At 62.0% G+C, this 25,341-nt stretch carries 22 protein-coding genes and 1 pseudogene; 10 read left to right on the plus strand and 13 right to left on the minus strand.

Features of this window, described 5'->3' with window-relative positions:
- Positions 1-2 precede the first annotated feature (2 nt).
- The 5 genes from sbmA to glpK form a co-directional block, all read right to left on the minus strand.
- Positions 3-1,265 carry a peptide antibiotic transporter SbmA gene (sbmA, locus tag PYH37_RS24455; RefSeq protein WP_280734046.1) on the minus strand — a complete coding sequence of 421 codons (1,263 nt, stop codon included), beginning with the start codon at positions 1,263-1,265 and terminating at the stop codon, positions 3-5.
- A gap of 172 nt (positions 1,266-1,437) precedes the next feature.
- Positions 1,438-2,673 (minus strand): MFS transporter, encoded by a 1,236-nt coding sequence (locus PYH37_RS24460; RefSeq protein WP_425336168.1) that lies wholly within the window; start codon positions 2,671-2,673, stop codon positions 1,438-1,440.
- Between the two features lie 194 nt (positions 2,674-2,867).
- Positions 2,868-3,617 carry a type I methionyl aminopeptidase gene (gene map / locus PYH37_RS24465; protein WP_280734048.1) on the minus strand — a complete coding sequence of 250 codons (750 nt, stop codon included), beginning with the start codon at positions 3,615-3,617 and terminating at the stop codon, positions 2,868-2,870.
- Between the two features lie 66 nt (positions 3,618-3,683).
- Entirely contained in the window at positions 3,684-4,742 is a 1,059-nt protein-coding gene (locus tag PYH37_RS24470) for an LLM class flavin-dependent oxidoreductase (RefSeq protein WP_280734049.1), read from the minus strand.
- 139 nt (positions 4,743-4,881) lie between these two features.
- A complete protein-coding gene (gene glpK / locus PYH37_RS24475; RefSeq protein ID WP_280734050.1) occupies positions 4,882-6,375 on the minus strand; it encodes a glycerol kinase GlpK in 1,494 nt (497 codons plus the stop codon).
- Positions 6,376-6,718: 343 nt separating this feature from the next.
- Here glpK and PYH37_RS24480 point away from each other — a divergent pair, with 343 nt between their 5' ends.
- From PYH37_RS24480 to PYH37_RS24510, 7 genes are all read left to right on the plus strand, one after another.
- Positions 6,719-7,495: a 3-hydroxybutyrate dehydrogenase gene (locus PYH37_RS24480; protein WP_280734051.1), complete on the plus strand. Its 777-nt coding sequence runs from the start codon at positions 6,719-6,721 to the stop codon at positions 7,493-7,495.
- Positions 7,496-7,510: 15 nt separating this feature from the next.
- Complete coding sequence (xdhA, locus tag PYH37_RS24485) at positions 7,511-9,001, plus strand: xanthine dehydrogenase small subunit (protein ID WP_280734052.1); 1,491 nt, start codon at positions 7,511-7,513, stop codon at positions 8,999-9,001.
- 261 nt (positions 9,002-9,262) lie between these two features.
- Complete coding sequence (gene xdhB, locus PYH37_RS24490; protein ID WP_280734053.1) at positions 9,263-11,599, plus strand: xanthine dehydrogenase molybdopterin binding subunit; 2,337 nt, start codon at positions 9,263-9,265, stop codon at positions 11,597-11,599.
- A 337-nt stretch (positions 11,600-11,936) separates the two neighbouring features.
- Positions 11,937-12,833: a LysR substrate-binding domain-containing protein gene (locus tag PYH37_RS24495; RefSeq protein WP_280734054.1), complete on the plus strand. Its 897-nt coding sequence runs from the start codon at positions 11,937-11,939 to the stop codon at positions 12,831-12,833.
- Between the two features lie 255 nt (positions 12,834-13,088).
- Complete coding sequence (locus tag PYH37_RS24500) at positions 13,089-14,321, plus strand: urate hydroxylase PuuD (RefSeq protein ID WP_280734055.1); 1,233 nt, start codon at positions 13,089-13,091, stop codon at positions 14,319-14,321.
- Positions 14,318-15,634 (plus strand): guanine deaminase, encoded by a 1,317-nt coding sequence (gene guaD, locus PYH37_RS24505; RefSeq protein WP_280734056.1) that lies wholly within the window; start codon positions 14,318-14,320, stop codon positions 15,632-15,634. Before PYH37_RS24500 ends, guaD begins: the two co-directional genes overlap by 4 nt.
- Positions 15,635-15,750: 116 nt before the next feature.
- Positions 15,751-16,887 (plus strand): alpha-hydroxy acid oxidase, encoded by a 1,137-nt coding sequence (locus PYH37_RS24510; protein WP_280734057.1) that lies wholly within the window; start codon positions 15,751-15,753, stop codon positions 16,885-16,887.
- A gap of 49 nt (positions 16,888-16,936) precedes the next feature.
- Here the strand turns inward: PYH37_RS24510 and uraH are convergent, their stop codons facing one another.
- From uraH to PYH37_RS24540, 6 genes are all read right to left on the minus strand, one after another.
- On the minus strand, positions 16,937-17,299 hold the full coding sequence (gene uraH, locus PYH37_RS24515; RefSeq protein WP_280734058.1) for a hydroxyisourate hydrolase: 363 nt from the start codon (positions 17,297-17,299) through the stop codon (positions 16,937-16,939).
- Positions 17,300-17,312: 13 nt separating this feature from the next.
- Positions 17,313-17,810 (minus strand): ureidoglycolate lyase, encoded by a 498-nt coding sequence (locus PYH37_RS24520; protein WP_280734059.1) that lies wholly within the window; start codon positions 17,808-17,810, stop codon positions 17,313-17,315.
- 99 nt (positions 17,811-17,909) lie between these two features.
- Complete coding sequence (gene uraD, locus PYH37_RS24525; protein ID WP_280734060.1) at positions 17,910-18,413, minus strand: 2-oxo-4-hydroxy-4-carboxy-5-ureidoimidazoline decarboxylase; 504 nt, start codon at positions 18,411-18,413, stop codon at positions 17,910-17,912.
- A complete protein-coding gene (gene puuE / locus PYH37_RS24530; RefSeq protein WP_280734061.1) occupies positions 18,413-19,342 on the minus strand; it encodes an allantoinase PuuE in 930 nt (309 codons plus the stop codon). The genes uraD and puuE overlap by 1 nt, the downstream gene beginning before the upstream one ends.
- A 79-nt stretch (positions 19,343-19,421) precedes the next feature.
- Positions 19,422-20,219 carry a DUF1045 domain-containing protein gene (locus PYH37_RS24535; protein WP_280734062.1) on the minus strand — a complete coding sequence of 266 codons (798 nt, stop codon included), beginning with the start codon at positions 20,217-20,219 and terminating at the stop codon, positions 19,422-19,424.
- A gap of 118 nt (positions 20,220-20,337) precedes the next feature.
- Positions 20,338-21,468, minus strand: coding sequence for an NAD(P)/FAD-dependent oxidoreductase (locus PYH37_RS24540; protein WP_280734063.1), 1,131 nt, complete (start codon positions 21,466-21,468; stop codon positions 20,338-20,340).
- Between the two features lie 141 nt (positions 21,469-21,609).
- Here PYH37_RS24540 and mnmC2 point away from each other — a divergent pair, with 141 nt between their 5' ends.
- Entirely contained in the window at positions 21,610-22,332 is a 723-nt protein-coding gene (gene mnmC2, locus PYH37_RS24545) for a tRNA (5-methylaminomethyl-2-thiouridine)(34)-methyltransferase MnmC2 (RefSeq protein WP_280736151.1), read from the plus strand.
- Positions 22,333-22,449: 117 nt separating this feature from the next.
- Here the strand turns inward: mnmC2 and PYH37_RS24550 are convergent, their stop codons facing one another.
- Positions 22,450-22,899 (minus strand): host attachment protein, encoded by a 450-nt coding sequence (locus PYH37_RS24550; protein ID WP_280734064.1) that lies wholly within the window; start codon positions 22,897-22,899, stop codon positions 22,450-22,452.
- Between the two features lie 111 nt (positions 22,900-23,010).
- A complete protein-coding gene (locus tag PYH37_RS24555; protein WP_280734065.1) occupies positions 23,011-23,688 on the minus strand; it encodes a helix-turn-helix transcriptional regulator in 678 nt (225 codons plus the stop codon).
- 82 nt (positions 23,689-23,770) lie between these two features.
- On the opposite strand from PYH37_RS24555, the gene PYH37_RS24560 reads away from it, so the two are divergent.
- Both PYH37_RS24560 and PYH37_RS24565 read left to right on the plus strand, forming a co-directional pair.
- Complete coding sequence (locus tag PYH37_RS24560; RefSeq protein ID WP_280734067.1) at positions 23,771-24,070, plus strand: hypothetical protein; 300 nt, start codon at positions 23,771-23,773, stop codon at positions 24,068-24,070.
- 22 nt (positions 24,071-24,092) lie between these two features.
- Positions 24,093-25,193: pseudogene (locus tag PYH37_RS24565) on the plus strand (DNA alkylation repair protein).
- The last annotated feature ends 148 nt before the right edge of the window (positions 25,194-25,341 follow it).

Raw genomic sequence — 25,341 nt, forward strand, 5'->3', positions numbered from 1 at the left:
GATTAAAGCGCGAGTTCTTCCTTGCCGCCCACTTCAATGAACTGCTGGTCGATCTCCGGCAGCGGCTCTTCCTCGAGTATCGACTCGAAGGCACGCAGGCGCTTGTAGATCGACATCAGCTCGACGATCGTCGGCCAGGAATTCACCAGATACTGGAAGGACGAGGTAACCTGGCTGAAGGCACCGGAAATCTGGTTTAATGCCCCGAGCGAAATCTTGCCGGCAATGATCGACGGCGCCAGGATCAACAGCGAAAAGATATTGTTGATCTGCAGGTAGAAGATACGTGCGACATTGAAATACAGATAGTGGAAATAGAGCCGGAAATAGTTTCGGCGCACATTGTTGTAAAGCTCCGCGACAGTCGGCGGCTGCGCGCGATCGGCGTGATCTTCGCCATAAACCAGTTCCTTGCGGTAGGCCGCTTCCACGCGCTGGTTGCGGAACTCCAGCCCCGGGAGCTTGATTCCGACCACCGCCAGAAAGACAGTCCCAAAGAGTGACCACAACACGGCCGCCGTCACCAACGGATACGGAATGATTCCGACAATCGGGAGTTCGGTGACATTGGCTGACAGTCGAATGAGCACAGGCGTGAAGGCGATCAAAGTCATGACGCTATCGATCAGGCTGACGCCGAGGCCTTCGACAGTTGTCGAGAAGCGCATCGTATCTTCTTGGACGCGCTGCGATGCACCCTCCACGTGGCGCAGTTTATCCCAGTTCGCCATGTAATATTCATTCATCGCGGTGCGCCAACGGAAGATGTAGTGGCTGACGAAGAAGCGCGTCATCACCGCGACCGCAACGGCCACCATGGCAATCGCTAAAAACGTACCGATCTGCCCATAAAATTCCTCGGCCGTCACCACTGCTGCCTTCGAAACGGCAGCCTGAACAAGATCCCAGAAGGGGCCGTACCAGTTGTTGATCGCCACACTCACCTGGACCTGGAAATAGGTGACGAACAGGACGAGAGACGACCCCAATATGGACCAGCTTTGCCAGCGATGCGGGGAATAGACATACCAAAAAGCCGTGAATATCCCAACAACCAGCCCAAAGTAAATGTAGAACCACACGAAGGCCGGCGACCAGAAGGCCGAGATGCCGACGATCGGCGGCGCATCAGGCGGCGCGGGTGGCAGGCCGACGACCGCGCCCAATCTTTCACCCCAGGCATACCAGAAGGCAATGGCGATCAAAGACCAGAGAACGACGGAGATAAAGAACTGCTTTGGTTTGGGATAGAACGACTGGAACAAGGGACGGCACTCTCATTTTCTTGGAGGTCAATAACTTGCCTCCTGATGCGCCGAAACTAGGGCAAATCCCCGTACGCAACAATTACGTAATGCGGATGTTACAGTTATTTCATCAAGCTGCGCGAGTGCCGGCACGCCTCCACCACAGCCGTTAATGCCATGCAGGAACGCGTCACCGGCGGAGCGCAGCCCCAATGTCGCGCAGTTCCAGCACCATGACGACGCCGCAGCAAAGCAGAACGACGGCGGCCACCAACGTCGGCAATGCAAAGCTTCCGGTCCGCTCGGCAAGCCAACCGGCGACCAGCGGCCCGATGATCTGGCCGATGCCGAAGGCGGCGGTCATGAAGGCAAGGGCCCGGCGGGGGCTTTCGGGCGCAAGTTGGCGGCCGATCTGCAGGCCGTAAGCCGTGATCATCATGAAGGTCGCGCCCAGCATCAGACCGCCAGCGAGCGGCGCGAAAGGCAGGGGAAGCGAGACCGTCAGCACCAGACCGGCGGCCTCGACAAGGAGCCCGATGGCATAGACGCCTGCCAGACCGAAGCGCGGCACCACGAAGCGCCAGAGATGCACCGCCAGGGCGGCGGTGATGCCTGTCAGCAGCCAAGCGAGAAATTCGATGCCGCCGTGGCCGCCGCTTGCCCCACGCGCCATGGCGACGAGGAATGTGGCGGTAATCACATAGCCGAAGCCGAAAAAGCCATAGGTGAGCGTCATGACCGCGAGCGGCCGCGTCCAGGTGAGCGGCGCCTCCCGCTGCCCTCCATTGGCGGCGTGGTGGCTGCCCGGCAGCAGCGCGGCCACAAGAACAGTGCCGGCAAGCGCGACAAGCGCGCCGGTAAACCAGTCGGCCTCAGAGGCGGAAAAGCCGGCGACGCCCGTCAGCGGCGACGCCCAGACACAGATTGACGAAAGTGCAATCCCGAAGCCGACGCCGCCGAAATGCACCGACGGCACATGTTCCGATTTGGCAAGCAGCCCCTGCCCCAGCACGATGCCCGACACGAAGATCATGGCGAAGGCGCTCGCAAGGCCCGCGAGGAAGCGGATGATGCAGTAGGCGAGAACGGACGAGGTCAGCCCCATGGCTGCGAGCAACAGCGTCGTTGCCGCGAGCGCCGCAAGGCCGATCCGCCGTTCGTGGCCGTGCGCCCAGCCGTAGGCTGCGAGCACAGCGCCCGCGAGATAGCCGACGAAATTCGCCGAGGCGATCAGGCCCGCATCCGCCGGCGAAAGCCCGGCGTCCGCCATCATCGCCGGCAGGATCGGCGTATAGGAGAAACGCCCGAAGCCCATCGCGACTGCCATAGCGATCGCACCGGCAACCGCCGTTGCCGCAAGTTCGCCGTGGGAGGCGGAATGAGCGGAAACGGGTGGCGATTTTACGCCTTCGCCTTGCCCTGTCATGGAAAGATCGGCCGCACCATCAGTTCTGGATTGCCGGGACCCGCCGCGATCCTGCCGTCTCTTGAGATTGCTCATGCTTCTCTTATTGCATCGCAATAAGAACGCGACAAATCATTATAATTGAACGTTCCATCGACGGAATCGAACGCTTCATCCCGACGCGGCGCAGGGCGTAAACTCCCGCCGGCCACCCGTTAGCCCGGCAGCGTCACCACAAGCGGCCCGCCGCGGGTCACCACGACCGTATGTTCATATTGCACGGTCGGTGCGCGCGGTTCGCTATAGAGCGTCCAGTCGTCGTCTCCGCCCTCTGCCCAGTGGGCGCCCATCGACAGAAACGGTTCGACGGTGAAAACCATGCCCTCGGCCATCCGCCGCCGCTCGGAAGGATCGGGCCAGGTAGCGATTTCGCCGGGCTCCTCGTGCAGCGACCGGCCGATGCCATGGCTCGCAAGGTTGGTGACCAGCGAATAGCGGTTCTTGCGCGCGAATTCGCCGATCGCATTGCCGATCGCCGCCAATGACTGGTCCGGCCGCACCTGCTTCAGCCCGACCCACATCGCACGCTTGCCGTCCCGGCAGAGCCGGTCGATCACGGCGGTGACCGGCGGCACCGGAAACGACGCGCCGGTATCGGCGAAGATGCCGTCCTTCTCGGCCGAAACATCGATATTGACGAGATCGCCGCCGCGGATCACTCGATCGCCGGGAATGCCGTGAGCGATTTCCTCGTTGACGCTGATGCAGGTCGCACCAGGAAACTTATAGCAAAGCTCCGGCGCCGAGCGCGCTCCCGCCTCCTCCAGCACCTTGCGGCCGATGAGATCGAGTTCCGCCGTCGTGATGCCGGGTTCGAGGGCTTCGCCCATAGCCTGAAGCGCATTGGCGCAGATACGGCCGATTTCCTTCAGCCGTACGAGGTCTTCGTCGTTGTTGAGAGTCATGGCGTCTCGCTTTCGCGCCCACATGTAGCCTGTCGGCCGCCGATATTCCAGCGCCGAGAGCGGCGCTCACGCGCTTGCGGGCTGCGCCTGGCTATCCTCCGCCAGCGCTTTCCGGACCAGCGGCGCCACCTTGGTTCCATAGAGCTCGATACCGCGCATGATCTGGTCGTGCGGCATCGCGCCGATCGCCATCTGCAGCAGGAAACGGTCGTTGCGGAAGAGCTTATGGTGGGCGACGATCTTCTCCGCCACGGTCTCGGGATCGCCGAGGAAGAGGTTGCCGGTGGGGCTGCGCGCCTGATCGAAATGTGCGCGGTTCGTCGGCCCCCAACCGCGCTCGCGGCCAATGCGGTTCATGACTTCCGCCTGCGGGCCGTAGAACTGATCGGCGGCTCTTTCCGTGGTGTCGGCGATGAAGCCGTGCACGTTGATGCTCGTCTTGAGCTTGGCCGGATCTCGGCCTCCGCGCCGCGCCGCCTCCCGATAGAGATCGAACAGCGGCGTGAACCGACGGGGTTCGCCGCCGATGATTGCAAGCGCCATCGGCAAGCCGAGCGCACCGGCGCGCGCGACCGATTGCGGTGTTCCGCCAACAGCAATCCACAGCGGCAAGGGGTTCTGCAAAGGACGCGGATAAACGCCGCGATCGTTCACCGGCGGACGCAATTGGCCTGACCAGGTGACCTTCTCGCGCTCCCGCACTGCCATCAGCAGATCCAGTTTCTCAGAGAAAAGCTGGTCATAGTCATCCAGCGATTGACCGAAGAGCGGGAAGGACTCGATGAACGACCCGCGCCCGGCCATGATCTCGGCGCGGCCGTTGGAGAGAAGATCGAGCGTCGAAAACTGCTGGAAGACGCGGACCGGATCGTCGGAGCTGAGAACCGTAACGGCACTGCTCAGGCGAATCCGGCTGGTGCGTGCTGCGGCTGCCGCCAGGATCACCGCCGGCGCCGACGCCGCATAATCGGGCCGATGATGCTCTCCGAGGCCAAAAACGTCGAGCCCGACCTGGTCCGCGAGCTCGATTTCCTCGAGCAGATTGGCAAGCCGACGGCGCCCTTCAGCGCCCTTGTCGACCGCGTTTGGATCCACGTCCGCGAAAGTATAAAGCCCGAGTTCCATGACGCCTTCCTGTTGCCGATCACTCAGAAATAGTCGGCGTCCGAGCAGGCCGCAAATGCGCGTATGAGAAACAGAGCGTTTCCCCTACGGCGGGCAATTTGCTGCTTCTCATCCCGCTGCCCCAAAAAGTCCTCTCGACCTACGCCGCCATCAGCGTCCGCTTGACCGCACTGCGCCAGCCCTTGAGCTTCTCCCTCCGGGTCGCACCATCCATCTTCGGCTCGAAGCGCCGGTCGCGGGCCCAGGAGTTGGCGAATTCATCCTGGCTCGGCCAGACACCGGCGCGGCTTCCGGCGAGCCAGGCGGCGCCGAGCGCCGTCGTCTCGAGGATGATCGGTCGGTCGACCGGCGCGTCGAGAAGATCGGACAGCCGCTGCATCGTCCAATCGGACGCCACCATGCCTCCGTCGACGCGAAGCACCGTGTCCTTTCCGTTGCTGCGCCAGTCCCGGTGCATGGCATCGAGCAGGTCGCGCGTCTGGTAGCAGACGGACTCCAGCGCCGCGCGAGCGAACTCCGCCGGGCCGGTGTTGCGCGTCATCCCGTAGATCGCACCGCGCGCATCCGGGTCCCAGTGCGGAGCGCCCAGGCCCGTGAAGGCGGGAACCAGATAGACCTCCTGCGAGGGGTCGGCACTTTCGGCAAGCGTGCCGGTGTCCGGCGCCGCCTTGATGACCTTCAGCCCGTCGCGCAGCCATTGCACCGCGGCGCCCGCGACGAAGATCGAGCCTTCGAGCGCATAGGTGGTTTCGCCGTCAAGACGATAGGCGATGGTGGTCAGCAGCCGGTTCTTCGAGCGGACGATATCCTTGCCGGTATTGAGCAGCGCGAAGCAGCCGGTACCATAGGTGGACTTCAGCATGCCGGGCTTGAAGCAGGCCTGGCCGATCGTTGCCGCCTGCTGATCGCCGGCGACGCCGAGGATCGGGATCACCGCGCCGAAGTGGGACGGGTCGGTGACGCCGAATTCCGCGGCGCAGTCCTTCACTTCCGGCAGCATCGGCCGCGGAATGCGCAGGATTTCGAGCAGTTCGTCGTCCCAGGCATTTTCGACGATATTGTAAATCAACGTGCGCGAGGCGTTGGTGGCGTCGGTAACGAAGGACTTGCCGCCGGTGAGCCGCCAGATGAGGAACGCATCGATGGTGCCGAAGCAGAGCTCGCCCTTGGCGGCACGTGCCTGCGCGCCCTTCACATTGGAGAGGAGCCAGCTGAGCTTGGTGCCGGAGAAATAGGGATCGAGCAGCAGGCCGGTCTTCTTGGCGAAGGTCTTCTCCAGCCCCTTCTTCTTGAGCTTGTCGCAGAAGGCAGCGGTACGGCGGTCCTGCCAGACGATCGCATTGTGGATCGGCTTGCCTGTTTCACGGTCCCAAACGACCACTGTCTCGCGCTGGTTGGTGATGCCGATCGCGGCGATGGCACTTGCGGAAATGCCGGCCTTGTCGATCGCTTGCTTGACAGTGAAGACGACGGTTTGCCAGATTTCCTCCGGGTCATGCTCGACCCAGCCGGATTTCGGAAAGTGCTGCTTGAATTCCTTCTGACCGACGCCCGCGATTTTCTGCTTGCCGTCGAAGACGATCGCCCGCGTCGACGTCGTACCCTGATCGATCGCGAGAATATATCCGCCCATACACCCCTCCTCCGCAGCCATTTTAATCAGTTGGAGCAGGATGCGAGCGGAAAACCGCACACACTTTTGCCCATCCTGCACTTTTCGCCCTTCCTCAACGGCGACATTCGCAAGACTTCAATACGAGGGGAAAACGAATGTCAAACGAAAACAAAACGCAAGCCCTCTCGCCATTGCGGTGGACGTCAACTCTGCGTCGCCTGCCCCAAAAAACACAATTGTCACTGCCGCGCATTTGCGCGTAGGCTGAGGCTGTTGCGTCGCAAAAGAGGCGAGCGTGTGCAGAATGCAGGCCCGATTGAACTGAAGAGAGTCGGCCGACGACGCAGAGGGGGATACGAGAATGACGAAGACCGCGGTCATAACGGGTTCGACGAGCGGCATCGGGCTGGCGATTGCCAAAGCCTTCGCCAAGACCGGTGCCAATATCGTGCTGAACGGCTTCGGCAAACCGGACGAGATCAGGGCAGTGACGGACGAGATTGCCGGGCTCGGATCCGGCACAGTCATCTACCATCCCGCCGATATGATGAAGCCGGATGAAATCGCCGACCTCATGGGAACTGCAGCCTCGCGCTTCGGCGGTACCGACATCCTCGTCAACAATGCCGGCGTGCAATATGTCGAAAAGATCGAGGATTTTCCTGTCGAGCAATGGGACCGGATCATCGCCATCAATCTCTCCTCCTCCTTCCATACGATCCGCGCGGCAATTCCGGCGATGAAGCAGAGAGGCTGGGGCCGAATCATCAACATCGCCTCGGCCCACGGGCTGGTCGCGTCGCCGTTCAAGTCTGCCTATGTCGCGGCCAAGCATGGTATCATGGGGCTCACCAAGACGGTCGCGCTTGAGGTGGCCGAAAACGGTATCACCGCGAACTCGATCTGCCCCGGTTACGTGCTGACGCCACTCGTCGAAGCGCAGATACCGGACCAGGCGAGGACGCGCGGCATCACGGAGGAGCAGGTGGTAAATGAAGTGATGCTCAAGGGTCAGCCGACGAAGAAATTCATAACCGTCGAGCAGGTCGCCTCGCTTGCGCTCTATCTCGCCAGCGACAATGCCGCTCAGATTACCGGCACGCATGTCTCGATGGATGGCGGGTGGACGGCGCAATAGAGCGGGGATAACGGCATGGCACAGGCATCCGATAGCATCCGTTTCATTCTGAACGATACGGAGGTGGCGCTTTCGGACGTTGCCCCGACCACAATACTGCTCGACTACCTGCGGCTCGAACGCCGCCTGACCGGCACCAAGGAAGGCTGTGCCGAAGGCGATTGCGGCGCCTGCACCGTCCTCGTCGGCCGCCTTGCGAGCGACGGCCGAGGCGGCGAAAGCCTCATCTATGAAAGCGTCAACGCCTGCATCCGTTTCGTCGGCTCACTGAACGCGACACATGTCGTGACCGTCGAGCATCTGGCGGCCAGCGATGGTACGTTGCATCCGGTGCAGCAGGCGATGGTGGATTTTCACGGCTCCCAATGCGGCTTCTGCACACCGGGATTCGTCATGTCGCTCTACGGGCTATGGCTGACGAACGACAATCCAAGCCGCGCGGCGATCGAAAAGGCGCTGCAGGGCAATCTCTGTCGCTGCACAGGATACGAGCCGATCGTTAGGGCAGCGGAGGCAGCCGCCAAGGAGCGGCCATCGGCGATCTTCGACCCGATCACCCGCACGCGGGAGACCGTAACGGCGCGGCTAAAGGCGCTCCGCTCAACGGAAACGATCGTCATCCGCAACGGCGAGGACTGTCTGATCGTGCCGGCTGACGCCGCAGGCCTGGCGACCGTGCTTGCCGAGTATCCGACGGCGACGATCGTCGCCGGTTCTACCGATGTCGGCCTTTGGGTGACGAAGCAGATGCGGTCGCTCAATCCAGTCGTCTTCATCAACGGCATCTCCGAGTTGCAGCAGATGGGGGGGACTGAGGCAGGGCTGACGATCGGCGCCGGCGTCAGCTACACGGCGGCTTTCGAGGCTTTGTCTGACATCCATCCTGCCTTCGGCGGGCTCATCGACCGCATCGGCGGCGAACAGATCCGCAACATGGGCACGATCGGCGGCAATATCGCCAACGGCTCGCCGATCGGCGACAGCCCGCCGCCGCTGATCGTCCTCGGCGCGACGGTAACCTTGCGCTCGAAGGACGGCATGCGCATGCTGCCGCTCGAGGACTTCTTCATCGCCTATGGAAAGCAGGACCGAATGCCGGGCGAGTTCGTCGAAAGCATCTTCGTTCCCGCGCTGCCGCCCGGCGACCTTTTCGCCGCCTATAAGATTTCAAAGCGCCGCGACGAGGATATCTCCGCCCTGCTCGGCGCCTTCCGCGTTTCCCTCGACACGGACAATCGGGTGAAGGCGGCGCTCATTGCCTATGGCGGCATGGCGGCGACGCCGAAAAGGGCGAAGGCCGTGGAAATGGCCCTCATCGACCAGCCCTGGACGGAGACGACCATTCGCGCGGCGCAAGCAGCTTTCGAGACGGACTACCAACCGCTCACCGACTGGCGCGCTTCTAGCGCCTACCGCATGCTGGCGGCAAAGAACTTGCTGCTGCGGTTTTTCATGGAGAGCGCCGGTGAAACGGCCCAGCTCCAGCGTTTCGAGGACGTGGCATGACTGGTCGTTTCGAGGTCTATGGTTTTGGAATACCGCTCACCCTAACCCTCTCCCCGAGGGCCGGAAGAGGGGACGAGGGAATGCAGCCTATTCTGCAAACGGCGAAAGGGCGAAGCGAATTTATCCAGACACGCTTTCCCGCCACCCCGATGATGAGAGGAACCGAGCGAAGCGCCGCAACATCCCTTCGCCCCGTCTCGACAGGGAGAAGCTGGCCGGCAGGCCGGATAAGGGGCCCATCCTTCCGGAGGAACGGCTGAGATGGACAAGTCCACCTTCGAAGAAAACAAGACCATCGCCGGCCCCATCTACACGCCGCTCCGCCACGACAGCGCGCGCAAGCATGTCGCCGGCACCGCCGACTATATCGACGACATGCCGGAACCTGCCGGCACGCTGCACGGCGCGCTCGGCCTGACCGACCGGGCGCACGCAGAAATCCTGGAGATGGACCTCTCAACCGTCGAGGCCGTGCCGGGTGTCGTCTACGTGCTGACGGCAAAGGACATGCCGCATTCCAACGACATCAGCCCCACCCACCTGCACGATGAGCCGGTGCTTGCCGATGGCCGGGTTCAGTTCCATGGCCAACCGGCTTTTGCCGTAATTGCGGAGACGCGTGATATCGCCCGTCGGGCGGCGCGGCTTGCGAAAATCACCTATCGCGACCTGCCGCATGTCATCGATGTCACCGATGCCATGGCAGTGGGTGGCGAATTCGTCACCCCGCCGCTGACGCTCCAGCGCGGCGATGCGGAAGGCGAGCTGGAGCGGGCGCAGCGCCGGCTCAAGGGCCGGATGCGGATCGGCGGCCAGGAGCACTTCTATCTGGAAGGGCACATAGCGCTCGCGATCCCCGGCGAGGACGACGATATGACGGTCTGGGTCTCGACGCAGCATCCGAGCGAGATCCAGCGTATGGTCGCGCAGGTGCTTGGCGTGCCGTCCAACGCCATCACCGTCAATGTCCGCCGCATGGGTGGTGGCTTCGGCGGCAAGGAAACGCAGGGCAACCAGTTTGCGGCACTTGCCGCTGTCGCCGCGCGCAAACTTCGCCGTGCCGTCAAGTTCCGCCCGGACCGCGACGACGACATGACCGCCACCGGCAAGCGCCACGATTTCCTTGTCGATTACGATGTCGGCTTCGATGATGACGGGCGCATCCTTGCCGTCCACACGAATTACGCCGCGCGATGCGGCTATTCCTCCGATCTCTCCGGCCCCGTGACCGACCGCGCTCTCTTCCATGCCGACAACGCCTATTTCTATCCGAATGTGAAGCTGAATTCTCAGCCACTGAAGACGAACACGGTATCGAACACCGCCTTTCGCGGCTTCGGCGGGCCGCAGGGCATGCTCGGCTGCGAGCGGATCATCGAGGAGATCGCCTATGCGCTCGGCAAGGACCCGCTCGAAATCCGCAAGCTGAACTTCTACGGCGACAAGGATTCCGGCCGCAACGTCACGCCCTATCACCAGAAGATCGAGGACAACATCATCCGCCGGATCGTCGACGAGCTGGAGGCGAGCGCCGATTATCAGGCGCGGCGGACAGCGATCATCGACTTCAACAAATCGAGCCGGGTGATCCGCAAGGGCATCGCCCTGACGCCGGTGAAATTCGGCATCTCCTTCACCATGACCCACCTCAACCAGGCGGGCGCGCTCGTCCATGTCTACACGGACGGCTCGGTCCATCTCAATCACGGCGGCACCGAGATGGGCCAGGGCCTCTACACCAAGGTGGCGCAGGTTCTCGCCGAGAGTTTCCAGATCGATATCGACCGCGTGAAGATTACCGCGACGACGACCGGCAAGGTGCCGAACACGTCGGCGACCGCCGCCTCCTCCGGCTCCGACCTCAACGGCATGGCTGCCTTCGATGCCGCCCGGCAGATCAAGGAACGGCTCGTCGCCTTTGCCGCCGAGCGCTGGCAGACGACCGCCGAAAACGTCACCTTCGTCGCCAATCATGTGAAGATCGGCGAAGAACTGGTGCCCTTCGCTGAGTTCATCGGCCGGGCCTATCTGGCGCGCGTGCAGCTTTCCGCCGCCGGTTTCTACGCAACGCCGAAGATCCACTGGGACCGCGCCACGGGGCGAGGCACGCCCTTCTACTATTTCGCCTATGGCGCCGCCGTTTCCGAAGTTTCGATCGATACGCTGACGGGAGAATACCTGGTCGACCGTGTCGACGTGCTGCACGACGTCGGCCGCTCGCTCAATCCGGCGATCGACCTCGGCCAAGTCGAGGGGGGCTTCGTCCAGGGCATGGGTTGGCTGACGACGGAGGAGCTATGGTGGGACGAGAAGGGGCGTTTGAGAACGCATGCGCCGTCGACCTACAAGATCCCACTCGCATCGGATCGGCCGAAGATCTTCAACGTGCGCCTCGCCGAATGGTCGGAAAACGCAGAAAAGACCATCGGCCGGTCGAAGGCCGTTGGAGAGCCGCCCCTCATGCTGCCGATCTCAGTGCTGGAGGCCCTGTCGATGGCGATCGCCAGCGTCGCCGATTATCGCGAGTGCCCCCGCCTCGACACGCCGGCGACGCCGGAACGCATTTTGCTGGCGGTCGAGCGCCTCAGGCAGACGTAGCCGGCGTCCGCTGCTCATCGCAATGTTCGGTCTACCGCAGCATCTCGTCATCCTGCCGGGGCATGCGCCCGTCCAGGAATCCCAGGTCCTTTTTCATATAATCGGAGGTTGAGTCGAGATCGAGTCTCAGGCTGCGGCCCTTGATGCCACGAAGCGCGGAAGCGGCGATCCTCATTGCCCCGCTCAACGAGAGAAATGATTTTCTTTCAGCATGTTCCAATGTATCGCAAGTCATCTTGGCACCTTTTGAACGCGGTGAACTTGGCTTGCAGAATGGCGGGAAAGATGCTCGAATTCCAATCGAACATCCGTCTGCATGCATCAAGAGAACTTATCCATGAAGATGTCGAAGCAGTTCCCGCTGAATGCGCTGAGGGTCTTCGAGGCGGCCGCCCGCCTCGGCAGCTTCACCAAGGCCGGCGAGGAACTCGGCATGACCCAGACTGCGGTCAGCTATCAGATCAAGCTCATCGAGGAGAATGTCGGCGAGCCGCTGTTTTTGAGACGCCCCCGGCAGGTCGCGCTCACCGAGGTCGGCCAGCGCCTGGCGCCCAAGGTGACGGAAGCCTTCGAAATGCTGCAGGACGCCGTTTCGTCGGCCCGCGGCGATGTCGATGCCGCGCTTCTTATCCACTCGACCGCGACCTTTGCTTCGCAATGGCTCGCGCGCAACATCGGCAGCTTTCAGCTCGCCCATCCGAATATCGCGGTTCGATTGACTGCGTCCAACAATATCGTCGATATCAGCAAGGAAGCGGCCGATGTCGCTATTCGTTCCGGTAGAGGTGCTTGGCCCGGTCTCGACAGCCATCGTTTGATGAGGGTGGAATTCACCCCGATGCTAAGCCCGGCGCTCGCCGAGACCATCGGCGGCGTGCATGAGCCGCGCGATCTTCTGAAACTGAGGATCATCGGCCCGGACGACCCTTGGTGGTTGCTCTGGTTCCGGGCCGCCGGCGTTCCCGATCCCGATCTTGCCGGCCGGCCAGTAAGCCGGCTCGGCGCTCAATCCTTCGAGGCGCGCGCTGCCATGGCCGGCCAAGGCGTCGCAATACTTACTCCTGAGTTCTATGTCGACGATGTCGCACTCGGAAGGCTTTACCAGCCCTTCGATCTGCGCTGCCGCGACGGCCAGGACTATTGGCTTGCCCATCTGCATGCCCGGCGGAACGTCCCGAAGATACGCGCTTTTCGCGACTGGATTCTTGCGGAACTCAATCCGGATGCCGCTTGAGCCGACATGCGCGGACAAACGGCTCTATCCGGCTGAAATCGGTCCGTTTCACCGGCGCGCGCCGACCAGCGAATGCGGTTGAGCAATCAAATCGGCTCTTCCCCGTCTCCGTTTTTTTTCGCAAGGTGATCCGACCGACACCACAGCGCCGTGCGTCCTTTAGGACGCACAACGTCGCTGTAGCACTTTGAAGTACTGCATGTTTTTATCCTTAAATCGGCTCCGATTTGAGAACATGCAGCAGAGGGGACCTGAATGTACGAATTCGCCATCGCCTGGGAATGGCTGGCCTTTGCCGCGCGCTGGCTGCATGTCATCACCGCCATCGCCTGGATCGGCTCATCCTTCTATTTCATCGCGCTTGACCTCGGCCTCGTGAAGCGCGAGCACCTGCCCGCGGGCGTCTATGGTGAGGAATGGCAGGTGCATGGCGGCGGCTTCTACCATATCCAGAAATATCTGGTGGCGCCCGCCACGATGCCGGAGCACCTGACCTGGTTCAAATGGGAATCCTACATGACGTGGCTCTCGGGCTTCGCCATGCTTTGCATCATCTACTACGGCGGCGCCGATCTCTTTCTGATCGATCGCCACGTGCTGGACATCTCGGCAACCACCGCGATCCTGATCTCGGTCGCTTCGCTCGGCCTTGGCTGGATGCTCTATGATCTTCTCTGCAAGTCCCCGATCGGCAAGAAGACCTGGGGATTGATGGCACTGCTTTATGTGGTGCTCGTTGCCATGGCCTGGGGTTATACGCAGGTCTTTACTGGTCGCGCCGCCTTCCTGCATCTCGGCGCCTTCACCGCGACGATCATGTCGGCGAACGTGTTCTTCATCATTATTCCCAACCAGAAGATCGTCGTTGCCGAGCTGATCGCTGGACGCACGCCGGATCCGAAGCTCGGCGCCCAGGCAAAGCAGCGCTCGCTGCACAACAACTACCTGACGCTGCCCGTCATTTTCTTCATGCTGTCGAACCACTATCCGCTCGCCTTCGCGACGGCGTTCAACTGGATCATCGCGGCACTGGTCTTCCTGATGGGCGTGACCATTCGCCACTGGTTCAACACCACGCATGCGCGCAAGGGCAAACCGACCTGGACCTGGATCGTCACCGTGATCCTCTTCATCCTGATCATGTGGCTCTCGACGGTGCCTAAGGTGCTGACCGGAGAGAAGGAGGCCCAGGCAGCGCCGGCCTTTGCGCGCTTTGCCGATAATGCCCACTTCCCGGCGGTCAGGGATACGATCTCGACCCGCTGCAGCATGTGTCACGCGGCCGAACCCGTTTACGAGGACATCGCGCGCGCGCCGAACGGCGTCCAACTCGAAAGCGATGCGGAGATTGCCGCCCGTGCGCGCGAAATCTATATCCAGGCGGGGCGCAGCCATGCCATGCCGCCCGGCAATATAACCGACATGACGGCGGATGAACGTAGGCTCATAACAGCCTGGTTCGAGAGCGCCGTCGGGGAGACACGATGACATCCACCCTCATTCGCGGCCGCACCTTGAGTTTCAAGCGCGCGCCGCAGAGCATCGACGACAGCGCTGCCTATACATATGAAAGCGATGGCGCCCTGCTTATCGAGACTGGCAGGATAAGCGCTGCCGGAGCCTATGCAACCGTCAAGGCCGCGGCGCCCGAAGGAGTGGCGGAGATCGATCACCGGCCACACCTCATCGTGCCGGGTTTCATCGACACGCATCTCCATTTTCCGCAGATGCAGGTAATGGCCTCCTATGCGGCCAATCTGCTCGAGTGGCTGAACACCTATACCTTTCCCGAGGAATGCCGTTTCGTTGAAACCGCGCATGCCGAGCGGATTGCCAAGCACTTCTTCGATGAGATGGTTCGCCACGGCACGACGACGGCCACGGCCTACTGCTCGGTTCACAAGACCTCCGCCGACGCCTTCTTTGCGGAAAGCCTGCGGCGCGGCATGTGCATGGTGGCCGGCAAGGTGATGATGGACCGCAATGCGCCGCAGGGCCTGCTCGACACGCCCGAAATGAGCTATGACGAGACGCGGGCGGTCATTGCCGAGTGGCACGGCAAAGGCCGCAATCACGTCGCCATTACACCGCGTTTCGCCATCACCTCGACGCCGGAGCAGATGGAAGTCACAAAGTCTCTCGTCCGGGAATTTCCGAAGCTGCATGTGCAGACGCATCTCTCGGAAAACCGTGACGAGATCGCCTTCACCTGCGAACTCTTTCCCGAAGCGAAGGACTATACCGACGTCTATGCCCGCTACGGCCTGCTCGGACGGAAGAGCCTCTTCGGCCATTGCATCCACCTCTCGGAGCGCGAGGCCGATGCCATGAGCGAGACCGGCTCCGTCGCCGTCTTCTGTCCGACATCGAACCTCTTTCTCGGCTCCGGCCTCTTTCCGCTCGGCGCGCTGACACGGCGGCAAAAGCCCGTGCGCGTCTCCGTCGCGTCCGATATCGGCGGCGGCACCAGCTATTCCATGTTGAAGACGCTCGACGAAGCCTACAAGATCCTGCAGTTGCAGGGCGAACGACTGAACCCCTTCGACAGCTTTTACATGATGACCCGCGGCAATGCCGAGGCGCTCTCACTTGCCGATCGCATCGGCACGCTGGAGCCGGGCAGCGATGCCGATCTTACCGTCCTCGATATGGCGGCGACGCCGGCCATGGCGCTCCGTGCCGAAGTGGTCAATTCGCTCGCCGACGAACTCTTCCTGCTGCAGACCATGGGCGACGACCGGGCGGTCGCCGAGACCTATGTGGCAGGCACGCCGGCGAAATCAGCGCTCGGCCCGAACTGACCCGAGCGCGCCCTGCAACAGGTCAATTTTTTTGACCTGTTGCTTTTGCGGCTATTACAAGCCTCCCGAAATCATGATAAGGGCTCGGCGATCATCCATCGATGAAGGCCGTTTCCATGACGCAAATCCTCGAAATCCGCGACCTCAAGGCCCTTGCCAAACGGCGAGTTCCGAAGCTCTTCTTCGACTATGCCGACAGCGGCGCCTGGACGGAGGGCACATATAGGGCGAACGAAGAGGATTTCGCGAAGATCAAGCTGCGCCAGCGCGTCCTGGTCGATATGACTGATCGCTCGCTGGAAACGATGATGATCGGCCAGAAGGTGTCAATGCCGGTTGCGCTTGCCCCGACCGGGCTTACCGGCATGCAGCATGCCGACGGAGAGATGCTGGCAGCGCAGGCGGCGGAGGCCTATGGCGTCCCCTTCACGCTTTCGACCATGAGCATCTGCTCGATCGAAGATGTCGCTTCGGTCACGACCAAGCCCTTCTGGTTCCAGCTCTATGTGATGCGCGAGCGGGAATTCGTGCTCGACCTTATCGACCGGGCGAAGGCCGCGAAATGCTCGGCGCTCGTCCTGACCCTTGATCTCCAGATCCTCGGGCAGCGCCACAAGGACCTTCGCAACGGCCTGTCTGCGCCGCCGCGCCTGACGCCGAAGCATCTCTGGATGATGGCGACACGGCCCCGTTGGTGCATGAAGATGCTCGGCACCAAGCGACGCACGTTTCGCAACATCGTCGGCCACGCAAAAGGCGTTACCGAGCTCTCCTCACTCCACTCCTGGACCGCCGAACAGTTCGATCCGCAGCTTTCCTGGAAGGACGTGGAATGGATCAAGGAGCGCTGGGGCGGCCCGCTGATCCTGAAGGGCATTCTCGATCCGGAGGATGCCAAGATGGCGGCCAAGACCGGCGCCGATGCAATTGTCGTTTCAAATCATGGCGGCCGGCAGCTCGATGGCGCCCCCTCCTCCATCAGCATGCTGCCGCGTATCATCGACGCCGTCGGTCATCAGATCGAAGTTCATCTCGACGGCGGCATCCGCTCAGGTCAGGACGTGCTGAAGGCGATCGCCCTCGGCGCGAAAGGAACCTTCATTGGACGCCCCTTCCTCTACGGTCTCGGTGCCATGGGCAAGGATGGCGTGACGCTCGCGCTCGACATTATCCGCAAGGAGATGGACATCACCATGGCGCTCTGCGGCAAGCGACGCATCACCGATGTGGGGCGCGACATCATCGCGGAATAAGCTCCACCGATGTGCGGGATATCACCGAAAAACCGCTTTGCTTGTCCGGTTAGCTGCCCCTGTAGGTGGAATAGCCATAGGGCGAGAGCAGCAGAGGCACATGGTAGTGGCTTTCGGGATCGGCAATTCCGAAGCGCAAGGGAATGAGGTCGAGGAAAGCCGGACTCGGCAGCGCCGCACCCGTTTTCCGCAAATAGTCGCCGGCGTGGAAGAGCAGTTCGTAACTGCCGGCCACGAAACCCGCGCCCTCGACCAGCGGGCCGTCAACGCGCCCGTCGCTGTTCGTGTGAACCGTGCGGATCAACTGCCGTTCCTCGCCTTCCAGCCGATAGAGATCGATTCTTAACCCGTTTGCGGGCTTGCCCAACGCGGTATCGAGAACATGGGTCGTGAGGCGCCCGGTCTTGCTCATCGCGTTCTCTCCTTCAAAGCGGATTCGGGATAACGAAAGGCTCGTCGTAGAAAAATTCTTCGAGATTGTTGCCCGGCCCCTCCCGGTCGACAACGATGAAGTCGCTCACTGCGGCGACAGCCATCAGCGGGTGGTGCCAGACGTTGCGGCCATAGTTCACCCCTTGCCGTCCGCTCGCCAGAAACACCCGCGGAGCGCCGGGGCGCCCGCCTTCGTCTTCAGCGACCACGGCAAGCCAGGGCAGATTGTCGAGTGGTGAAAAACTCTGACTGCCGAGCGGATGGCGCTCCATCATCGTCACGGCATAAGGGAAGGCTCGCGGCTGGCCGCGAAAAATATTGATGATGACCTTGGCGTCGTCTCCGATAACTTCGGCTCGTGCAAGTGCATGAAATCGCTCGGTGTTCCCGTTGTTGATGAAGCGCGCCGACGCCGGATCGGTTTCGATGACGCTGCCGAACGGCGCGAACGCCTCCTTCGTCAGAGGCTCGATCGAAAGCATGTGCGGCATCAGGCCGTGCTTCCGGCTCTCGGGCCCTTAGCGCCGAGACTTTGCGGCGCACGGCCAATCGTGTCCGATCGGCAAGCCGAGAGGTCGGGAACGGCACTGTCAGGCATTATCTTCTCCTGGAAGCATGGATCGCAACCGCAAGCGGGCGATCTGCTCCACCTGCGCGCAGGCGGTTTCAAATTCCTCTTCCGCGGAATTGTCAATCCGCCGTTCGAAGGCAGCGAGAATATCGTCCTTCGTTAGCCCCTTCACGGCGATGATGAAGGGAAAGCCGAACTTCTTCATGTAGGCCGCGTTGAGCGCGGTGAAGCGTGCATGCTCCTCCGGCGAAAGCCGGTCGAGCCCTGCCGACGCCTGCTCGGACCGGGAATCGGCGGTAAGCTCGCCGGCGAGGGCCAGCTTGCCGGCGAGATCCGGATGCGCCCGCAAGACAGCAAGGCGTTCGGCCGGCGACGCCGCACGAAATGCGTTGCAGAGCGCGGAATGGATATTGCCCGCCGTCAGCCCGGCCGCTGCGGCGCGATCGAACGCCCGTTCCGCCACCCAAGGCGAATGCTCGAAGATACCGCCAAAGCGACGAACGAAGGCCTCGCGTTCGGACATCAGAGCGCACCCTCCGGTTTGTGGTGTTCATACCAGTGGCGCGCGATATCGATGCGGCGCGGCACCCAGACCTTCTCGTGGGACGTCACATAGTCGATGAACCGCGCAAGCGCCGCCGCGCGACCGGGCCGCCCGACGAGACGGCAATGCAGGCCGATGTTCATCATCTTCGGGCTGCCTTCCTTTCCTTCCGCGTAGAGCACGTCGAACGTGTCCTTCAGGTAGGTGAAGAACTGGTCGCCGGAGTTGAACCCCTGATTGGTGGCGAAGCGCATGTCGTTGGCATCGAGCGTATAGGGAATGATGAGGTGCGGCTTGCCGGGACTCAGTCCCGGCACCCAATAAGGAAGCTCATCCGCGTAGGAATCGCAGGAATAGAGGAAACCGCCCTCCTCCAGCACGAGCTTCAGCGTGTTGACCGACGGCTTGCCCTGATAGATGCCGAGCGGCCGCTCGCCCGTCAGTTCCGTATGCAGCCGGACGACCTCGCGGATGTGCTGCCGCTCGATGTCTTCGGGAAAGTCCTTGTATTCGAGCCAGCGCAGGCCGTGGCTCGCGAGCTCCCATCCCGCTTCCTTCATCGCGGCGACGGCTTCCGGGTTGCGCGCCATGGCAAGGGTCACGCCATAGACCGTCAGCGTCACGCCGCGGCTCGTGAACATCCGCCACAATCGCCAGAAGCCGGCGCGAGCGCCGTACTCGTAGATCGATTCGATGTTGAGGTTGCGCTGTCCCGGCCAGGGCTGAGCACCGACAATCTCGGACAGGAGGTATTCGGAAGCGGGATCGCCATCGAGAATGCAGCTCTCGCCGCCTTCTTCGTAATTCAGGACGAACTGCACCGCGATACGCGCATCGCCCGGCCAGCGCACCTGCGGCGGCGTGCGCCCGTAGCCTGCGAGGTCGCGCGGGTAGGAACTCTCTGCCATGAAATCATCCTTCGATTTTTCCGGAACGGTAGCATCGCGCACCGGATTGTCGAGATGAAAATGACCTCGAGAAAGGACCTTAAAGCGTTGCCGACACGGAGGTGGCGGTAAGGGCCAAAGGCGCGGCAGCGCCGTCCTGAGCGCCATCCGCCGTCGCACGCTTTGATCTGTCGCCGCGCGGGCGCGCGGAAATCTTGCCGAGCGGATGCTGCGAATGCACGCGCATCGGCGCCCCTGGATCCTGCTCGAGGAAGAGGGCAAGACTGTCGATCGCCAGCGGTTTCGTCAGATGCGGATCGAAGTGTTCCCGCAGGGGCGCCTCCAGCCGCCGCGCCGTGTCCGCGTTCAAGGGACCGGTGAGCGTCATATGAAAGCGATACTCGTCCATCACGTAAGGGTCGCCCCAGCGATGAAGATTGGTGAATTGCGGCGCCGTCAGCCGGTCGGGATCGGAACGCTCGATCTCGTCCTCGCTGAGCGGCGCCCGGAACCTGTCGAATGCCTGGACGACACGGGCGGCGAGCAGATGCATCGCGTGGCTCGGCACCTGCGGCACCAGACCCCAGCACTGGCTTAAACGAGCCGCCTCCATCCGCTCGAGCTCGAACGGCGTTTCGGCACTCGTGAAGTGCATCAGCGCCTTCAGCAGTTGCGCTTCATCCATATCGCGGTCGAGGCTGAAGGGTGCCATGATCATGGCGTGAAAGCCGAAGCGACGGGGAACGGCCGTGTGGAAGGCGATTTCCGCAACGGTCAAGCCGGCGACCGAAGGAAACTCCACCGGCTCACCGGAATAGACGCTGCGCCCGAGCCAGCTCGCTGCCGCAGCCGACAGCGGGTCTCCCATCGGCGGGGTGAAACAAATGGCGTACCGCATGGCGCATGCTCCGAAAGTCGATTCGATGGCCGCGTGTTAAGTGATTTGCGTGACAGATTGACGAAGTGCATAAGATCGCGAGCTCGCGAGCTGGCACTTCCGACGACAGCGCTGGTCGCTATCGCAGCGCTGCGATCTGGACCGCGCAGCGGAACGAGTCCGGAAGGTCGATTGTGGATCGACCCGCGATGTCATCGATCACGAACCGAGCGAGGACGTGTGCAATTCCGAAACTGACCTTGAACCCGCCCGTCAGCACGAACAGCTTCTCGTGATCGGGATGACGGCCGACCATGGGATCCCTTCCGGCCGCTTTGGGACGCAAACCGGCCCAGCGCTCGATGACCGGCGCAGCGCGGAGCGCTGGTACAAGGATTTCCGCCCGCCGTATCAGCGCGTCCAACTGGCCGTCGGTGGAAAACGGCTCTTCGAAATGGTTCTCGCTGGTGCTGCCGATGGCCACATGCCCGTTTTCATGCGCCACGATATAGAGCCCGTCGGTGAAGATCACCGGCGAGGACGGATCGACGTCGGCTCTGAGAAGGGCAGCTTGCCCTTTGACCGCGCTGCCGCTCGGCGCTTTCGTTGCTACTAGACGGTCGAGAAAGGAGAAACTCTCGACGCCCGCCGACAGGATGCAATATCCGAAGGACAGCGCCCGCCCGTCAGTGAGCATGAGCCGGCCGCGGCGCGGATCGATCGACGAGACCTCTGCGCCCTCCTCCACGCGAACAAGGGGAAATTGGTCGAGCGCTGCGCGTAGCGCCTGCAACAGGCTTCGCGGCGCCACTCTTGCTGCAAGCGTGTCGTGGACAAGGCCAAAGGATGCAGCATCGGCCACAGGCCAGCCGCAGGCGGCATCGGCGTTGTGAACATGCCAGAAGTACCGACGGCCGTCCGCGATCCAATGTCGCGCGGCGTCCTGCTCATGGCCGAGCGCGATTTCGCGCAGGTGCGGCTTGCCAAGCGGCATGAGCCGGCCGGAACGGCGATAGCCCGCCGAGAGACCCGTCGCGTCCTCGATTTGTGCGATCTCGCTTTCCAGCGAAACCAGGGCATCGAACTGGAGCTGTTTCTTGGCACCCCAACGATCGGGCATATGCGGCATGAGCGCGCCGAGCAGGCCGCCGCTGGCACCGGCGCCGAGATTCTGGCGCTCGAGGAGGCGCGTCTCGATACCGGCGCGGCCAGCCATCAAGGCGGCCCAGAGCCCCATGATGCCGCCGCCGACGATCAAAACTTCGCTCATCGATTGACCTTCACCGGTCGGAAGACTACAGCGCCGCGCGTCTTTTCAGACGCACAAAGGTCGCTGTAGCACCTTGAATTGCTGTATGTTTTTATCCTTAAATCGGTTCCGATGTAAGGAAACATGCAGTACGGCATTGCCATGACCGCAACCGATCTCCGCCAGACCCATCCGCCATCACGGCAAAGCCTTGAATGGCACGAGGGCGATATGCCCTATTCGATGGAATTTGGCGATCACTTTTATTGCCGCACCGACGGCCGGCTGGAATGCGGCCATGTCTTCCTCGCCGGCAATGGGCTGCCGGACCGCTGGTGCACGGGCGGCACCTTCAGGATCGGCGAACTCGGCTTCGGCACGGGCCTCAATTTCTGTGAGACCTGGCGGCAATGGAAACAGGCGCAAGCAACGGATGATGGCCGCCTGCATTTCACCTCTTTCGAGCGTTTTCCGATGCAGGCTGGCGAGATCGAGCGGGCGCTTTCCCATTGGCCGGAGATCGGTGAAGAGCGGCAGGCACTCGTCGCCCGCTGGCCGAAAGCGCCGGCAGGCCGTGTGGATATCGATTTCACGGATGCGGTGCGGCTGACGGTGGTCTGCGGGCTCGCGCTTGACCGCCTCGCCGCCTCCGAAGAGAGCTTCGATGCCTGGTATCTCGACGGCTTCGCGCCATCCCGCAATCCCGACATGTGGTCGCAAGAACTGATGCAGTTGGTATTCGACAGGACGGTACCCGGCGGCACATTCGCAACCTATGCCGCGGCCGGTTTCGTCCGCCGCAATCTTGCCGCCGCAGGTTTCCTCGTCGAACGCCGCCCCGGCTTTGCCGGCAAACGCGAGATGCTGCGCGGCGACAAACCGTGAAGCTACCGCGTCTTCCTTAAGTCGGCGCCGATCTAAGGATGCAAACATGCAGCAATTCAAAGTGCGACAGCGGCCTATGTGCGTCTGAAAAGATGCACGGCGCTGTAGCCGTCCCCGTCAGGGAAAGACGACCGCCTTGACCGTGGCAATCAGTTGCTCGGTCGGGACCGCCACGCAATTGCGATCGATCTCGGCGATGGTCTTCTCCTTGACCTGTGGCGAAAGCAACTTTCTGAAGTCGCCAAGCGTCTTAGGAGCCGCGCAGATCACAAGATTCTCGAAGGCGTTTTGGAGAGCATAGTGCTCCAGCTTTTCGGCGATCTCGGCGGCGAAGCGATGCTGCTCTTCGCGCACCGGATTGCTGCTGTATTCCATCGCCGAGCGGCCATAGCCGACAGACGAATGGCTGCGGCCGGGCTTGTCGGCCATAATATCCCGAACGCGCTTGGTTTCGATTTGGAATGCCTCCACTTCCGGTTGCTGGCGTTCGTCCTTCAGCAAGTTAACGCCCTTGACTATACGCGCCGTGTTTCCATCGGCCGCCAGTATCCAAATCCGGTTCCGCACTATTTCTCTCCATATCGTCGATGGTCGGCGAAGGCTCGATAGGCAGAACGGCCGAAGCCGTATCAAGTTCCCCTTCGCCATGGACCTTTCACATCCGATGTCGCGCGGGCCCTACTCCATGCGGGCGAGATAGGCATCAAAGCTGCGCTCCGGTGTCGGCTCGTATCGCTCGCGCCCCTTCTTGAGCGAAATGATCCTGTCAACCCGGAAATCGCGGAAGTCCTGGCGCAGTTCGCACCAGGCCGTCAGTAGCCAATAGTGCCCGAAAACGCTGAGACCGAGCGGCCAGATTGTACGCTCGGACGTTTGTTCTGCAAGACTTTCGTAAGTGATGCGCAGCTTGCGCTCTTCCGCGATCGCCTGACGGATGTCGCCGAGCAGTGCCGGCGGGTCGGGCTGGAGCGCGGAACGAAAGGCACGAAGCGGTGCGCCTTTCAATTTTTTCGCGTGATCAGCCGGCAGCCCGTATTCGATCTTCTCCATCGCCTCACGGGCTGCTTGCGCCAGCCGCCGGTCGCCAAGCATCTGCACGGCACGCACACCAAAAGCGAGCGCCTCCAATTGCTCGAAAGTGAAGGTGAGCGGTGGCGCATCGAAGGCTTCGCGCAGGAGATAGCCGACACCGCGTTCCCCGTCGATGGGCGCGCCCGACGCCATCAGATGCTCCATGTCACGGTAGATCGTGCGCGGTGCGACCTCCATCCTGTCGGCAATTTCGCGCGCAGTCATGGCGCGGCCAGTGGCGCGCATGAGTTGGATGATGCGAAACAGTCGGTCGGCGGGCCGCATGGTTCCTCCCGCAGCATTATGGCCATAAGGTTGGCAGTTGACCTGTGATTAAGTCAAGCGGTGTTCAGCCAAGGAGATGCCGATGACCGCCCAACATGTTCTCGAACTCGCCGTTTGCACCGTGACCGACAAGGAGGCGGCGCTTGTCGCCCGCAGGCGCGCCATGCTTGCCGTCTCCCGCTATCGCGGCTTCATCTCCTGGCGCGCCGTCACAGCGTGCGAAACGATGGATATGCTCGCCGACCTGGTCGAGTGGGAAACTTTGGATGCGGCACAAGCCGCCGGCGAGCGTGTTCTGACCGATCCGGAGTTTGCCCCTTACATGGCGACAATCAGCTCGGTAAAGCTGATGCAGCACTTCCTCACCGAGCAGCAGATTTGAAACGATGAAAGGGGCGCAAGCCGTGGCAGAACCGCTGAAGAATCTGTTGCATCCGGCGTCGTCCTCGAGATCGCTGACTGCCTCTCGCGGAAGTCAGCCGCATTCGATCGCGATCGTTTCGTTGCGTCGGCAAGTGACGGTCTCGAATCGCTGGAACTCATGCAACGATCCCTGCGTATCCGGGGATGCGCTTCTCGAGGGCCTGCCGCGCGACTTCCCAACGGCGGCGGCCATTCTTGAGGGCACGCTGCCGGACCGCGGCGAACCCGGCCTTATCGGCTGGGCGCTTCTTCCGGTGAGCCAGTTCGTCGCCGCGCGCGGGCTTGACGATTTCGAGCTGTCGCTGCTGCTGCTCCGCCGTCTGACGCCATATTTCACCGGCGAGTTCGGCATCCGCGCCTTCATCCATCAGGATCAGCATCGCGCCCTGGCAACGATTTCCCGCTGGGTCCACGATGACAATCATCATGTCCGGCGGCTCGCAAGCGAAGGGACACGCCCTCGCCTGCCCTGGGCAATGCGGCTGCCGAAGCTCATCCGGGATCCGGAGCCGATCTTTCCGATCCTCACCGCGCTCATCGACGATCCCTCGGATTATGTGCGTCGCTCCGTTGCCAACAGCCTGAACGACATCGCCAAGGATCATCCGGACCTCGTCGCAAAATTCGTCGCCGCGCACATGGACGGTGCATCGCCGGAACGCTTCAGATTGCTGCGCCATGCCTCGCGTACCCTGCTGAAGCAAGGGCACAAAGGCGCACTCGCTAATTTTGGCTTCAGCCTGCCATCCTGCATCGAGGCTGGTCTTTCACTCGCCACGCCGACCGTCCGCCTCGGAGGCGATCTCCTTTTCGGTTTGACGATGCGCAACTCGGATGGCGCGCAGCAGCAGGTCATGATCGACTACGCGGTGCACCACCGAAAGGCGAATGGCAGCACGTCGCCGAAGGTGTTCAAGTGGACGGCGACGACACTTGAACCAGGTTCAGTGCTCAAAATCGAAAGGCGCCACCCGATCAGGCCGATCACGACGCGGCGTTACTATCCCGGCACGCATCGCGTCGTCGTCCTCGTCAACGGCAAGCCCATGGCCAGTGCCGATTTCGAGCTCGCGATCGCCTGAGTTGAACAATCATTTCGCGCCTGCGAAAGATGTGCCCTTGACTTTTCCGCTGAAAACAACGATTTGGAGCCTGCGTCACCTTCAGGCCGCCGCGTGAGCGCGCCCTCGGCAACCACATCAAGCCGTGAAGAAGGAAAAGCGCGAGACA

The organism is Sinorhizobium numidicum, from assembly GCF_029892045.1.
In the GTDB taxonomy this organism is placed as follows: Bacteria; Pseudomonadota; Alphaproteobacteria; order Rhizobiales; family Rhizobiaceae; genus Sinorhizobium; species Sinorhizobium numidicum.

Excerpts from the sequence above, each read along its gene's own strand:
- PYH37_RS24510 (WP_280734057.1), top strand. The coding sequence starts at position 15,751 with ATGACGCAAATCCTCGAAATCCGCGACCTCAAGGCCCTTGCCAAACGG.
- PYH37_RS24480 (WP_280734051.1), top strand. The coding sequence starts at position 6,719 with ATGACGAAGACCGCGGTCATAACGGGTTCGACGAGCGGCATCGGGCTG.
- PYH37_RS24520 (WP_280734059.1), bottom strand. The coding sequence starts at position 17,810 with ATGCCGCACATGCTTTCGATCGAGCCTCTGACGAAGGAGGCGTTCGCG.
- glpK (WP_280734050.1), bottom strand. The coding sequence starts at position 6,375 with ATGGGCGGATATATTCTCGCGATCGATCAGGGTACGACGTCGACGCGG.
- PYH37_RS24500 (WP_280734055.1), top strand. The coding sequence starts at position 13,089 with ATGTACGAATTCGCCATCGCCTGGGAATGGCTGGCCTTTGCCGCGCGC.
- mnmC2 (WP_280736151.1), top strand. The coding sequence starts at position 21,610 with ATGACCGCAACCGATCTCCGCCAGACCCATCCGCCATCACGGCAAAGC.
- PYH37_RS24535 (WP_280734062.1), bottom strand. The coding sequence starts at position 20,219 with ATGCGGTACGCCATTTGTTTCACCCCGCCGATGGGAGACCCGCTGTCG.
- PYH37_RS24495 (WP_280734054.1), top strand. The coding sequence starts at position 11,937 with ATGAAGATGTCGAAGCAGTTCCCGCTGAATGCGCTGAGGGTCTTCGAG.
- xdhB (WP_280734053.1), top strand. The coding sequence starts at position 9,263 with ATGGACAAGTCCACCTTCGAAGAAAACAAGACCATCGCCGGCCCCATC.
- PYH37_RS24540 (WP_280734063.1), bottom strand. The coding sequence starts at position 21,468 with ATGAGCGAAGTTTTGATCGTCGGCGGCGGCATCATGGGGCTCTGGGCC.
- xdhA (WP_280734052.1), top strand. The coding sequence starts at position 7,511 with ATGGCACAGGCATCCGATAGCATCCGTTTCATTCTGAACGATACGGAG.
- PYH37_RS24460 (WP_425336168.1), bottom strand. The coding sequence starts at position 2,673 with ATGACAGGGCAAGGCGAAGGCGTAAAATCGCCACCCGTTTCCGCTCAT.
- uraH (WP_280734058.1), bottom strand. The coding sequence starts at position 17,299 with ATGAGCAAGACCGGGCGCCTCACGACCCATGTTCTCGATACCGCGTTG.
- map (WP_280734048.1), bottom strand. The coding sequence starts at position 3,617 with ATGACTCTCAACAACGACGAAGACCTCGTACGGCTGAAGGAAATCGGC.
- uraD (WP_280734060.1), bottom strand. The coding sequence starts at position 18,413 with ATGTCCGAACGCGAGGCCTTCGTTCGTCGCTTTGGCGGTATCTTCGAG.
- puuE (WP_280734061.1), bottom strand. The coding sequence starts at position 19,342 with ATGGCAGAGAGTTCCTACCCGCGCGACCTCGCAGGCTACGGGCGCACG.
- PYH37_RS24555 (WP_280734065.1), bottom strand. The coding sequence starts at position 23,688 with ATGCGGCCCGCCGACCGACTGTTTCGCATCATCCAACTCATGCGCGCC.
- PYH37_RS24470 (WP_280734049.1), bottom strand. The coding sequence starts at position 4,742 with ATGGAACTCGGGCTTTATACTTTCGCGGACGTGGATCCAAACGCGGTC.
- guaD (WP_280734056.1), top strand. The coding sequence starts at position 14,318 with ATGACATCCACCCTCATTCGCGGCCGCACCTTGAGTTTCAAGCGCGCG.
- PYH37_RS24560 (WP_280734067.1), top strand. The coding sequence starts at position 23,771 with ATGACCGCCCAACATGTTCTCGAACTCGCCGTTTGCACCGTGACCGAC.